This window comes from Veillonella parvula, assembly GCF_032550495.1.
Classification (GTDB): Bacteria; Bacillota; Negativicutes; order Veillonellales; family Veillonellaceae; genus Veillonella; species Veillonella parvula_G.
In genome coordinates, this window is the sequence record NZ_JAWFZJ010000001.1 from 1 (window position 1) to 13,795 (window position 13,795).

Here is a 13,795-nt window from a genome sequence, read left to right on the forward strand (position 1 = left end):
TTCTATGAGTAAGACTTTCACAAAAAATATCCCAGTCAACGAAATTTTACATCTAGGCGATTGTTTAGAGTATAAAGAAGGGCAAGTGATTAGTATTACGATTGCCCAAAATGAACGCCTCAGTATTACCTTATTTGCGTTACCAAAGGGCGAAGAAATCTCAACGCATATAATTGTAGGCGATGCGATTGTGCAAATCCTCGATGGAGAGGCACATATCGTCGTCGGTGATGTGGAACACAATGTGAAAGCTGGTGAAACATTGATCATGCCTTCTGAAGTCCCTCATAGCCTCGATGCCCAAGAAAACTTCAAGATGCTGTTGACCGTTGTTAAATAAATATATCATAATAAATGCATCCCTTAGATTATAAGGGGTGCATTTTTAATGCGTTGAGAGAGGTCGAATGTATGAATGTCGTTGAACAGTATAATTTAACTTTACAAATAGAAGTTCTAAAAGAACAAAGCGCGGAAACATTAGCGCGTCTCTGTAACTTAGTTGAGGAGAGTGACACTAGTGACTGTGTAGAGCTATTAAAAGCGTATTCTCATATTGTAAATACAGAGTTATATTTAGCCACGTCTATACATGAGTTAGACGTTCTAAAATCAGATATGGTAGACCTTGAAAGCAATATTAAAGAGTCATTAGCACAAGCTTCTCATGACATTAGTGATGTTAAAGCTGTTAAAGAGACTAGTGATGTACAAGCTATTGAATCCTATAGCTCTGAAGACTTTGATAAGGCCTTAGAACGTACCATTGATTTCTTAACGTTTAATAAAAATATATCTAGTACACCTCGTGCTGTTATTTTAGGTGGTCAAAGTGGAGCCGGGAAAACCACAATTCATCGTGTGAAAATGCTAGAGTCAAAAGGTAATTATATTATCATTGATGGCGATACATACCGTGCTCAACACCCGTATTTTAGAGAGTTACAAGAAAAATATGGTGTTGATAGTGTAGATTACACAAAAATGTTTGCAGGTAAGATGGTAGAGGCTGTAATTGATAAATTAAGCTCTTTAAAATACAATTTAATTATTGAAGGCACATTACGTTCCGCCGCAGTACCAATTAATACAGCTACATTATTAAAATCTAAAGGCTATACCGTCGACTTTTGTTTGATTGCTACTAAGCCAGAGTTATCTTATTTGACGACGCAATTGCGCTATTTAGAAATGATGATTGTGGATCCTTTACAAGCGAGAGCCACTCCTAAAGATCATCATGATGGAATTGTAAAATCCTTGGTCGCTAATATTACTGAACTAGAACAGAGTGGAGTCTTTGAAACTATTCAAGTGTATAAACGTGATTTAGAACAAGTATATAATTCAAAATTATGTACTGAATCTGTTGGAACTGTTGTAGACCAAATTTTATTTGGTCCTTGGACTCAAGATGAATCGGCCTTGTTAGAAGAGAGTAAATCACAGGAACAGGAGTTAAGAGCGAAATTACCTTAGGGAGTAAAAGTGTAATGGATTACTTCGACTATTCATATAAACATAATTACATAGAGTTTAGTAGCAACATATATCGAGTTGGCACATACCATTACAACTGGCATAGTGAGACGGAGATTGTTATTTTATTAAAAGGCCAAATGGAGATGAGTTGTAATGGTGAGACATTTACGATGGAACCACTTGATGTGGTCATTATCTCTCCTCAAGTGGGACATGCCACATTAGCTCTGGAAGAGGATGTCATTGCCTTTGTCATTCATGTAGGAAATGAATTTTACCAACAGTATGATCCAGATTTTGGCGCCTATCAATTTGTATTGCGTTCAGATAATAGTACTCGTCACAATCAATTCTTTACAACCTTACGGCATCATGCAGCTATGACGATGTTATTGATGACTAAAGGTGAAAGCCCGGTACATCGAATGTGGATAGAGCATCATTACTTAGCGTTGGCTGGGGATGTATTTAGAGAGTTTGATCCCATTAAAAAGGTTCATGAAAATGCTAGACCTGGTGATATGAAACCCGCAACGTTCGATAAAATGATTGCCTATATTGATGAGCATTATGAGCAGAAAATAGAGTTGGAAGATATTGCAAAAATTGGGGGCTATAATGTTGCCTATACATCTCAGTTCTTTAAAAAGCAAATGGGGATTTCATTTGTTGAGTATGTATTGAGGTTAAGAATCCGTGACGCTACTGTTCGCTTAGCTGGTACGGATGAGGCTGTCGCAAGAATTGCAAGCGATTGTGGATTTGCAGATGTGAAAGCCTTTAATGTGGCTTTTAAAAAACACTTTAATATGACTCCCACAGAATATCGTAAGCAAGTCAAAAGCATTGGGCGTAAAACCGTCTTACAAGATTGGAAAGAAATTATTTCTGTAGACAATCAAGATGTTCTTGATGTATTGCATTCATTCTTGTCGTATGAAGATGATTCCCGAGCTAAGAGTGAATTGGAATTTATGAGCAAAAAATTGGAATCTTTGAAAGAAAAGTTAGCAGATGTAGTAAAGGATTTATAAAGGTATTTTGTTATATCTCTATGGCAACTAGATTCTTATAGTAACTAATTCTTATAGTAGCTAATTCTTTTAGTAGCTATATTCTTGTGATAAGAGTTTGGTAAGCAAATTATTTTGATGAATTTATGACACATATAGAAAGATTAGAATTGGGTAAATTTCTATATCAAAAAACCCTATAAAGTTATTGAAAAAGCACTACTGTTGATAAGTAGTGCTTTTTTATATGTATTTTCCGGGTGAATTTATATATTGTTATAGTCCCAAAATACAATAAATCGAGAGAAATCTATCTTTTTTCGTTGATTTTAATATAAAAATTATCTTTTAATTTGGATAGTTATATTCACTAAACTGAGTAGAATATATCTCATCAGGAGTAAAAAAATTAGTAAGTTATAATTTTGGAGGATATATGAATCAAGTAAAATTTATGGAAAACGTAGGTAAAGTTGCAACTGTTACTGCTGTAGCTATGTATGTATCTTATTTCCCACAAATCATGCATAACCTTGCACATCCAGGTACTGGTGATTGGATTCAACCACTTGTAGCTGCAATCAACTGTACATTATGGGTAGCGTATGGTTTGTTTAAAGAACATAGAGATATTCCAGTAGCATTAGCCAATGCACCAGGTATCTTCTTTGGTTTAGCAGCGGCTATTACAGCGGTTATGTAATTTTAAGAATAGATATATAATGCTATAGAAGCATAAAACTATAATTTATTAATATATAAAATAAGATTACTGTTGACCGTTATTAATTATATATATCATAATGAATGCATCCCTTTGATTAATAAGGGGTGCATTTTTTATGTAAATAATTGAGAGGTATTTGTTTGATTTTATGAGGGGTATTACGTTGTTATGGATTACTTTCACTATACCTATAAACACAATCATATAGATTTCAATAGTGATATATATAAGGTTAGTACATATCATTACAACTGGCACAGTGGCGTTGAAGTCTTGATCTTGTTAAAGGGCAGAATCGACATGAGTTGTAATAGTGAGGTTTTTACAATGGAACCTCTTGATACCATTATTATTTCCCCTCAAGTAGGTCATGCTACGTTGGCCTTAGAGGAGGATACAACAGCTCTTGTTATTCATGTGAGTAAGGAGTTTTTCCAATACTTTGATCCTAACTTCGGCATGTACCAATTTGTATTGCGCTCAGATAAAACTAATAGGGATAATGAATTCTTTACGTCCTTACGTTATCTTGCGGCACAAATGATGTTGTTAATGGTGAATAGTGAAAGTCCTGATCGTCAATTATGGTTGGAGAGTCACTTTTTAGCCATGACGAGTGATATATATCGTGAAATTGATGCGGTTAAGACTATCCCTATACATACAAAGCCTGCTGATATGACTGTAGCTACCTTTGATAAAATGATTGCCTATATTGATGAAAACTATAAGCAGAAGATAGAGTTAGAAGATATTGCTAAAATAGGCGGTTATAATGTGAACTATACATCTCAATTTTTTAAACGCCAATTAGGGGTTTCCTTTTTAGAGTATTTGTTGCGGTTGAGATTACGAGAGGCTACAGTTCGTTTAGCTAACTCTGAAGATGGAGTAGCACATATTGCAAGTAGTTGTGGCTTTGCAGATATTAAAGCCTTTAATGTGGCCTTCAAGAAACATTTCCATACAACACCATCTGAATATAGAAAGCAAGCAAAAGAGATGGGGCGTAAGACAAAATTACATGATTGGAAGGAAATTATTTCTACTCAGGAAGAAGATATTATAGACATTTTACAAACTTACTTACCCTATCAAGATGTCTCTATCGATAAGAATAGATTAGATGAGGCTAATCAAAAGTTACAGGATGTTAGAGACCAACTTGAGATGGTTGTAAAAAGATTACAATCATAATTTTCATTCTTATAATAACTTGTAATTAGCTATAATTTCATGATTTTGAAAATTAAATTAGGTGGATATACAATTATTAGGTATAGGTGATTTTGTATATTTGTTAATCCTATTAAAATATATGGTGAAAGAGCACTACGTTCTGATGGTAGTGCTCTTTTTTTTATAATCATATAGGTGAAATTGTATATTTTTAATGGGTTAAAAGAAAATAATTAAGGAAATTTTGTATGTGTTTGACAGACTTTCACCAATAAAAATCAACTTGTAAATTGGATAGTTATATACTGAAAAAAGAGTAGAATAGAATCATCGAAAGGAGCTAAGGTTCCGAAACAGAAATAATCACGTCTTAAATATTGAAGTCTTTTTGGAGGTTTGCGATGAGTACGAAGGAACAACAAGTACAAGAAATGACAAATAAGATAGCTAATTTCATTTCTTATATGGCAAAGGTATTGCCTGATGATGTACAAGAAAAAATTCATGAATTGGCACAGGATGAAAAAAATCCTATGGCCAAATCTATTTATGAAACAATGCAACATAATATGGATTTAGCAGCTCAGCTTAATCGTCCTTCTTGTCAAGATACTGGTGTATTACAATTTTGGGTAAAGGTTGGATCTAATTATCCCTTATTAGGAGAATTAGAAGATATTCTAAGAGAAGCAACTTATAAGGCTACACAAGAGGCTCCATTACGATTGAACTGTGTAGAAACTTTTGATGAGTTTAATACTGGTAAAAATATTGGCCTCACTGCACCTTATATTCACTGGGATATCATTTCTGGTTGTGATGATGTAGAAATCTTCCCTTATATGGCTGGTGGCGGGTGTTCCTTGCCAGGGTCAGGTAAAACATTGATGCCAGGCGAAGGCTATGAAGGTATTGCTAAGTTTGTTCTTGATTTGATGACAAGCTATGGATTGAATGCGTGTCCTCCACTATTGGTAGGTGTAGGGATTGCTACAACTATTGATACCGCTGCTGGATTATCTAAAAAAGCATTAATGCGCCCTGTATCTTCAAAAGCACCTAATGAAAAAGCGGCTTATATGGAACAATTGTTAGAAGATGGAATTAATAAGATTGGTATTGGACCTCAAGGTATGGGTGGGGATAAAACTGTTTTAGGTGTGAACATTGAACATGGTACACGTCATCCATCTGTTATTTCTTGTGCTGTTAGTGTAGGTTGTTGGAATCATCGTCGCGGCGATCTCGTATTTGACAAGGATGGTAATTGCACAGTTAAATCTCATAAAGGAGTGACATTATAATGGCTAAGAAAATATTAACTACACCTATTCAACAATCTGATTTAGCAGGCATTAAGCCAGGCGATGTGATTTATTTGACTGGGCATATTACAACCTGTCGTGATATGGGGCATCGTCGTGTGGTAGAAGAAGGTAAAACGTTACCGGTTGATGTTAAAGATGGGGCTATACTTCATGCAGGTCCAATTATTCGTACTTTAAGCGATAATGAATTTGAAGTTGTATCTGTAGGACCTACTACATCTATGAGGATGGAAAAATACGAATATGAATTTGTTAAAAAGACAGGTGTACGTCTCATTGTAGGTAAAGGTGGCATGGGTCCTGAAACAGCACGTGCCTGCAAAGACTTTGGTGCACTACACTGTGTGTTCCCTGCAGGTAATGCGGTTCTTGCTGCTACAGAAGTCGAAAAAGTAGAATCTGCTAATTGGCGTGAATTAGGTATGTGTGAGACTTTGTGGACTTTTAAGGTTAAAGAATTTGGTCCGCTTATCGTATCCATTGATGCAGACGGTAATAACTACTTTGAAGAAAAGAAAATAGAATATAATAAGAAAAAAGATGAAATATTAGACGAAATATATAAACACGTAGGTTTCATCAAATAATAAGATAAGAATAGCGATTTCTTTATATTATGAATAACTTCATAACTTGTAAATATATCTATATGAGAAATAATTATTAATAATATTGTTTTGTGATTTACAGCGTATCTTCATATAGATATACTATAAGAGTATGACTACCATGAAAGGAATTCTCATGGATTATAGTATTGCTATTACACTGGGATTTCTTGTATTTGCAATCGTAATGTTTGCATTGGAGAAAATTCCATTGTCTATTACGGCTATGATTGTGGCCGTTGGATTACATCTTTCTGGTGTATTAACTGCAGCGGAAGCTTTTAAAGGTTTCGTTGACTCTAATGTTATTTTGTTTATTGCTATGTTTATTATCGGCGCTGCTTTCTTTGAAACAGGTGTAGCTGTTGATGTTGGTAACGTTGTTAATAAATTTGCTAAAAATGAAACTATCCTTATTATTGCTATTATGATGCTTACAGGTATTATGTCTGGCTTCTTATCTAATACAGGTACTGCAGCGGTTATGATTCCTGTTGTTATTGGTATTTGCAAAAAGGGTGGTTTTAACCAAACTAAATTCTTAATGCCAATCGTATTTGCCGCTGCTATGGGGGGGAATATTTCTATGATTGGCTCTCCTGGTAATATGATTGCAAATTCTAATTTGCAAGAAGCCGGCCTTGGATCCTTTAGTTTCTTTGCTTATGGTGAAGTAGGTTTACCTATGCTTATCGTAGGTACTTTATTCTATGCATTCATTGGTAAAAGATTCTTACCTGAAGTTCCAACGCGTGAACCTGATCCAAACTATCAAAAAAATGCTGATTTCAGTCATGTTCCAGTTTGGAAAAAATGGGTAGCTGGTTTGGTATTGGTGTTGACTATCGCTGCTATGATTTTTGAAAAACAAATTGGCGTATCCTTAGCGGTTAGTGCCTGGGTAGGCGCACTTGTTATCGTAGCGACAGGAGTTATTACCGAAAACGAAGCAGTTAAGTCTATTGATATGAAGACTATTTTATTATTTGTAGGTTCCTTAGCTCTTGGCACAGCAATGGTAAAATCTGGGGCAGGTGCATATATTGCAAATCTTATTGTTGATGCTTTGGGGGATACACCTAATCCATTGGCATTATTAGCGGTACTTTTCTTCCTATCTGTATTTATGACAAACTTCATGTCCAATACAGCAGATGTTGCATTGCTAGCTCCAATCGGATTGTCTCTAGCATCTCAATTAGGTTTTGATCCTAAAGCGATTCTTGTTGCCATCGTAATTTCTAGCTCTCTTGCGTATGGTACACCTATAGGGATGCCTGCAAATACTATGGTATATAATGTAGCTGGGTATAGTTTTAAAGACTATGTAAAAGCAGGCGTACCGTTAATTGTAGTATCTGCAATTGTATCTTTAGTGTTGTTACCGATTTTGTTCCCGTTTAACCCATAATTATATAAAGGTTAGTCATACAAAACCGTCACCATAGGTGGCGGTTTTATTTTTGTACTATTGGGAGAGAATATTTTAGTAATAAGTTAATATAATGTATAGATAGGTAAGAATTGATTAGACATAAGGGCTACTTTCATATATAATAGATTACTGTAGTTGTACAAATATACATCTACAGTAGACATTGAATGTGGTTTCATAGTTGTTATATAGTTTTTGAGCTGGCCATGGTGCCGAGGAGGCTTTATGTTAAGCGATATTGAGATTGCCCAACAGAATAAAATGGAGAAGATTCAGGTTATTGCCGATAAATGTGGTTTAACACCTGATGATATTGAACAATATGGTCATTATAAAGCGAAAATTTCCTTTGATGCTATTCGCCGTTTAGAAGCTAAGCCAGATGGTAAATTGGTACTTGTTACGGCTATTACGCCAACACCGGCAGGGGAAGGTAAGTCTACAACGAGCATCGGCCTCGTACAAGGCTTACAAAAAATCGGTAAAAATGCTATCGCTACATTACGTGAGCCATCCTTAGGGCCTGTATTTGGTATTAAGGGTGGTGCGGCAGGTGGCGGTTATGCTCAAGTTGTGCCAATGGATGATATCAATCTTCACTTTACAGGTGATATGCATGCTATTACAGCGGCTAACAATTTGTTGTCGGCTATGATCGACAATCACATCCATCAAGGTAATGAATTACAAATCGATTTGCGTCAACTATCCTGGACTCGTGTTCTAGACATGAATGACCGTGCTCTTCGCAATGTGACAGTTGCACTCGGTGGTAAAGTATGTGGCTTCCCTCGGGAAGATCATTTTATGATTACTGTAGCTTCTGAAATCATGGCTATACTTTGCTTAGCTAAGGATTTAGAAGATTTGAAAGAACGTTTTGGTCGCATCGTTATCGGTTGTAACTTAGCAGGTGATCCTGTTTATGTTCATCAACTTGGTTGTCAAGGTGCGATGGCTCTCCTTATGAAAGATGCTATCAAGCCGAATCTTGTACAAACACTAGAACATACACCGGCCATCGTTCATGGTGGTCCATTCGCTAATATCGCTCATGGTTGTAACTCCATTGTAGCTACAAAACTAGGACTTAAGATTGGTGATATCGTAGTTACGGAAGCGGGCTTTGGCGCTGACTTGGGTGCTGAAAAATTCCTTGATATTAAATGCCGATACGGCGATATTTTCCCTGATGCAATCGTTATCGTAGCTACATTACGAGCTCTTAAAATGCATGGTGGTGTACCAAAACAAGAGTTGAATACAGAAAATGTTGAAGCCGTAACTAAAGGTTTCAGCAACTTACAAAAAGCAATTGAAAACATGCGTTATTTCAATGTGCCTGTATTAGTGGCAATCAATAAATTTGCTAGCGATACAGATGCAGAAATTGCTGAGTTGACTCGCCTATGTGATGAGTTTGGCGTGCCTGTAGAGCTTAATGAATGTTGGGAAAAGGGCGGCGAAGGCGGCACTGATATGGCGAAAAAAGTTGTAGAGTTACTTGAAGGCCCTAAGCCAACACCTAAATTCGTATATAAGTTAGAAGATAGTTTTGAGGACAAAGTTAATAAAATCGTTAAAACTATTTATGGTGGCGATGGTGTTATCTTTACGGACAAAGCCAAAAAGCAAATTAAACAATTAGCAGATTGGGGACTTGATCGTTTGCCTGTATGTATGGCGAAAACGCAATACTCCTTATCCGATAATCCAGCTCTTTTGGGCGCACCAACTGGCTTTACAATTACTGTATCCGATATTCGTGTTGCTAATGGGGCAGGCTTTATCGTATGTCGTACAGGTGACGTAATGGTCATGCCGGGCCTTCCTAAACGTCCTGCTGCTCTTAATATGGATATCGAAGCAGACGGCACAATTAAAGGCTTGTTTTAATAGAAAGTGTTTTTACATGAGGCTATGTTATGAAATTAGTAGAACAACGAGTAATAGATTTTGTGGCTGCTACTGCCTCTAAAGAGCCAACGCCAGGTGGTGGTGCTATTGCGGCATTGACTGCCGCAACGGGGGCGGCTTTAGCAGAAATGGTAGCAAACCTTACATTTGGTAAAAAAGGTTATGAAGCGGTTCAGACCGAAATGGAGGAGCTTCAAGCTAAAGCAGAAGCGATTCGCAAGCGCATGCTCGAATTATCTCAAGCTGATGCAGATGTATTTAATATCTTTATGAACGCCTTAGGATTGCCAAAGAATACAGATGAAGAGAAGGCTGCGCGTACAGCTGCTATTCAACAAGCATACAAAGATGCTGCTATGGTACCTTTTGAAATTGGAGAATTAGCGAATCAAATATTTGATTTAGCAGAATTAGCCTCTCGTAAGGGGAATCAAAATCTTATTACAGATGGTATTATTGCGGCTATTAATGCGCGTGCTGCGGTGAAATCGGCTTTTTTGAATGTGCGTATTAATTTATCTGGTATTAAAGATGAAAGTTTTGTAGCAGAACTAACATCTAAGATGTATGCCATTGAAAAAGATCTTGATGTTAAAGAGTCGTCTATCATAGGGTTATATGAATAATAAGAGATTATAATATAAATCGAATAATATAACCGAGCAAACTATAAAAGTTCGGGAAATAATATAAAGAGAGCCTATTAATACGTATAAAATAATAGACTCTCTTTTTTCTATTGTTATAATCCGAACGATAGTGTAAAATAAATGGGTGATATTTCGAGGTTTTATGTAGGAGACATTATGACAGATCAGAACCAAATAAATACAGTCGATAGTATGTTGCCCATACCACAGCTCTTTGCCTTTGGTTTACAGCATGTACTTGCCATGTATGCTGGAGCTGTCGCGGTACCGATTATCGTGGCACAGGCGATGAATTTACCTGTGGAGGACTTGATTCGTCTTATTACAGCAGACTTGTTTACTTGTGGCATTGCGACCTTAATTCAAACATTAGGCTTCGGTAATATAGGTGGGCGTATCCCTATGATCCAAGGTGTTACCTTTGCATCTGTCGGACCTATGACTATGATTGGGGCACAGCATGGTATGACTGCCATTTACGGCGCCATTATTGTAGCAGGTTTATTTACCTTTCTAGTAGCTCCATTCTTTAGTCGTCTAATTCGACTGTTCCCCCCTGTTGTAACGGGAACCATAATTACTCTTATTGGGATTAACTTAATGCCAGTTGCCATTAATTGGATGGGGGGCGGCGTAGGAAATCCAGAATTTGGAAGCTATACAAACATAGGACTTGGGTTTCTTACGTTCTTAATTGTTGTATTTGTATACAAGTTTGCTAAAGGTTTCTTAAGTAATCTTTCTGTATTAATCGGTTTGATCGCAGGCACAGCAATTGCCTTTGCAATGGGCGTTGCTAATTTTGATGAAGTTGGTCGATCTCAATGGGTTGCTTTCATTGAACCATTCTATTTTGGTTTGCCAACCTTTGACTGGGCTTCTGTACTATCTATGATTATCGTCATGCTCGTTGTCATGGTAGAGACTACAGGTGATAGTATTGCTATTGGTGAAATTGTGGATAAGCCAATAGGTCGAAAAGAATTGGCTTCTGTTATTCGTGCCGATGGTATTTCTACTTTAATAGGGGGAATTCTTAATAGTTTCCCATATACAGCCTTTGCTCAAAATGTAGGACTTATTGCGGTTACAGGTGTTAAAAGTCGCTTTGTAGTAGCTGCATCTGGAGTAATCTTAATTTTGTTAGGTTTATTTCCTAAACTAGCTGCTATAGTTGCTAGTATTCCAAATGCAGTGCTTGGTGGTGCTGGTATTGCTATGTTTGGTATGATTGTTGCCAGTGGTATCCGCGCTCTTGGCAAGGTTAGTTTTGATGGTAATCATAACTTGATGCTTGTGGCGATTAGTATTGGAGTGGCTATGATCCCTATTGCGGCGCCGAACTTTTATGCTAATTTCCCTGATTGGGCACAAATTATATTAAAATCTGGCATTACCTTTGGTAGTATTATGGCAATCTTGCTTAATTTATTACTAAATGGTGTTAATAAAGGTGACGAAATTAAAGAAATGGGTCGCCGATAATAATAACTAGATGAGAACTCTACCTCTTTCGGTAGAGTTTTTTTAGTGAATAAAATCACAGGAAAAACATTAGAATATTATGCTATAATATATAGATAATTGTAGAACTATTTTGTGATGCTTTCATAAAATAGAAATATTAATTTGTATTTACAATTAAGTGTTTATAAAAGTTATGTATATGGAATGTTCCCATAAGAAGGGAAGGGCTACGTGGCAGACGGAAAAATTATTGCTATCTCCATAAGTGAGAGAAAAGGGCAAAAAAAACATAATATTGAATCCGCCAATCTCATTGTTGATCATGGGATGGAGGGAGATGCTCATGCAGGAAATTGGCATCGCCAAATCAGCTTGCTTGGTATTGCGAGTATTGATCACATGAGGGCACAAGGTGCAGATGTCAAACCTGGTGATTTCGCTGAAAACATTACAGTAGAAGGCATGGTTCTTTATGAATTAGCTGTAGGGACTCACTTACAAGTAGGTGATGATGTGATTCTTGAAATTACTCAAATTGGCAAGGAATGTCATCAAGGTTGTGAAATTATGAAACAAGTTGGTTCCTGTATTATGCCTACACAAGGTATCTTTGGTAAGGTTCTTAAAACTGGTATGATTCATGTAGGTGATGAAGTATCTATTATTAAATAATTTCGTATTAGTAAATGAGGTGTGTTATGAAAGACGCATGGGGTCGTACAATTGAATATGTACGTCTGTCGTTGACAGATGCGTGTAATTTTTGTTGTCCCTACTGCCGACCTGCAGAAATTACTCCTCAAAGTCAAACACAACTATTATCTGTTGATGAATGGATGAATATATTAGGGGCCTTCCATCATATTGGTGTGAAGGCAGTACGCCTCACAGGCGGTGAGCCTTTGCTCTATCCACATATCGAAGAGTTACTAGGTCGTATTAAAGAAACAGGTTGGTTTGAAGATATTTCTATGACTACCAATGGTAGTTTATTAGCCTCACGAGCGCAACGGTTAAAAAAACTTGGCTTGAATCGTGTGAATATTAGTTTGGACTCTCTTGAAACTGAAGCTTTTGCCACCTGTGTTGGTAAAGCGGGACAGTTGGAGTCCGTCCTCGACGGTATACGTAGTGCTATTAATGCTAACTTTAAATCCGTTAAGATTAATACGGTTTTATCTCGTTATTGGTCCGATGATGAAGTTAAATCTTTATTACAATATGTTGAAAAATGGCCTGTTGTTTGGCGATTTATTGAATACATGCCGTTCCAAGGTGATGCCTTTCATGGGCCTACCTTTGATGAATGGAAGGAACAACTAGAACGCGTTAGTGGCGGATCTCTCACAGAGGTTCATTCTGTTTATGGCTTTGGTCCTGCTACATATTTGGCACTACCTAGTGGTAAGGCTGTAGGCTTTATATTCTCTATGTCTCATAGCTATTGTGACACTTGCAATCGTGTACGTCTTACATCTGACGGTCAAATGCGATTGTGCTTGTTGCGAGATGATGAGGCTGATCTCGTATCACTCGTGCGCAATGGTGCCTCAGAAGAGGCTTTAGCTAAGCATATCGAACGTGCTTTGCAACGAAAACAAGAACGACATGATGGTATAGGCATGGAGCAACCAGAACGACCAATGTGGCGAATCGGAGGGTAGTATGGGATTTCTTGATTTTTTAAAGCCTAGATCAAAGGAGAATGTTGAATCATGCTGGCCGGGAGGCAAGATGCTTCAAGTCCATATAGAATACAATACACAAGAAACCGTATTTACTTATTTTGGTCGTTATGGTTTACAGTTTAGCGTTCCTAAGTCTAATTTGACGAATGTTATTGTTAAAGAAGTAAGCCGCACTCATAGTGTGCTTCAACTATATAGCGGTGAAGACTGCGTAGGGACTAGTGATCTACTCCTTACTGAGGCCTGTAATATTATGAAAGATTGGGTATTACAATATTAATAATATGAATGTTGATATTTT

Annotated in this window: 14 protein-coding genes; all 14 read left to right on the forward strand. The window is 36.9% G+C overall.

Annotated elements, in window-relative coordinates; genetic code table 11:
* Positions 1–340: cupin domain-containing protein (locus E6X37_RS00005; RefSeq protein WP_394802165.1), on the forward strand; the 340-nt coding region annotated here is incomplete at its 5' end.
* Between the two features lie 71 nt (positions 341–411).
* Positions 412–1,479, forward strand: coding sequence for a zeta toxin family protein (locus E6X37_RS00010; RefSeq protein ID WP_004698578.1), 1,068 nt, complete (start codon positions 412–414; stop codon positions 1,477–1,479).
* 14 nt (positions 1,480–1,493) lie between these two features.
* Positions 1,494–2,516, forward strand: coding sequence for an AraC family transcriptional regulator (locus E6X37_RS00015; RefSeq protein WP_004698749.1), 1,023 nt, complete (start codon positions 1,494–1,496; stop codon positions 2,514–2,516).
* Positions 2,517–2,931: 415 nt separating this feature from the next.
* Positions 2,932–3,198 (forward strand): SemiSWEET family transporter, encoded by a 267-nt coding sequence (locus E6X37_RS00020; RefSeq protein WP_004698672.1) that lies wholly within the window; start codon positions 2,932–2,934, stop codon positions 3,196–3,198.
* Positions 3,199–3,390: 192 nt separating this feature from the next.
* Positions 3,391–4,419, forward strand: a complete 1,029-nt coding sequence (locus E6X37_RS00025) for an AraC family transcriptional regulator (protein WP_038150581.1) — start codon at positions 3,391–3,393, stop codon at positions 4,417–4,419.
* A gap of 383 nt (positions 4,420–4,802) precedes the next feature.
* Positions 4,803–5,705 (forward strand): L(+)-tartrate dehydratase subunit alpha, encoded by a 903-nt coding sequence (gene ttdA / locus E6X37_RS00030; protein ID WP_004698665.1) that lies wholly within the window; start codon positions 4,803–4,805, stop codon positions 5,703–5,705.
* Positions 5,705–6,316 (forward strand): L(+)-tartrate dehydratase subunit beta, encoded by a 612-nt coding sequence (ttdB, locus tag E6X37_RS00035; protein WP_195394632.1) that lies wholly within the window; start codon positions 5,705–5,707, stop codon positions 6,314–6,316. Before ttdA ends, ttdB begins: the two co-directional genes overlap by 1 nt.
* Before the next feature lie 157 nt (positions 6,317–6,473).
* Positions 6,474–7,748 (forward strand): SLC13 family permease, encoded by a 1,275-nt coding sequence (locus E6X37_RS00040; protein ID WP_077708600.1) that lies wholly within the window; start codon positions 6,474–6,476, stop codon positions 7,746–7,748.
* Between the two features lie 249 nt (positions 7,749–7,997).
* On the forward strand, positions 7,998–9,668 hold the full coding sequence (locus E6X37_RS00045) for a formate--tetrahydrofolate ligase (protein WP_021148392.1): 1,671 nt from the start codon (positions 7,998–8,000) through the stop codon (positions 9,666–9,668).
* Between the two features lie 29 nt (positions 9,669–9,697).
* A complete protein-coding gene (locus tag E6X37_RS00050) occupies positions 9,698–10,315 on the forward strand; it encodes a cyclodeaminase/cyclohydrolase family protein (RefSeq protein ID WP_004698544.1) in 618 nt (205 codons plus the stop codon).
* 180 nt (positions 10,316–10,495) lie between these two features.
* On the forward strand, positions 10,496–11,824 hold the full coding sequence (locus E6X37_RS00055) for a nucleobase:cation symporter-2 family protein (protein WP_038125499.1): 1,329 nt from the start codon (positions 10,496–10,498) through the stop codon (positions 11,822–11,824).
* Positions 11,825–12,037: 213 nt separating this feature from the next.
* Positions 12,038–12,478, forward strand: coding sequence for an MOSC domain-containing protein (locus E6X37_RS00060; RefSeq protein ID WP_004698555.1), 441 nt, complete (start codon positions 12,038–12,040; stop codon positions 12,476–12,478).
* 26 nt (positions 12,479–12,504) lie between these two features.
* A complete protein-coding gene (gene moaA, locus E6X37_RS00065; RefSeq protein ID WP_004698566.1) occupies positions 12,505–13,470 on the forward strand; it encodes a GTP 3',8-cyclase MoaA in 966 nt (321 codons plus the stop codon).
* A gap of 1 nt (position 13,471) precedes the next feature.
* Positions 13,472–13,774, forward strand: coding sequence for a hypothetical protein (locus E6X37_RS00070; RefSeq protein WP_316604086.1), 303 nt, complete (start codon positions 13,472–13,474; stop codon positions 13,772–13,774).
* Positions 13,775–13,795: the final 21 nt, after the last annotated feature.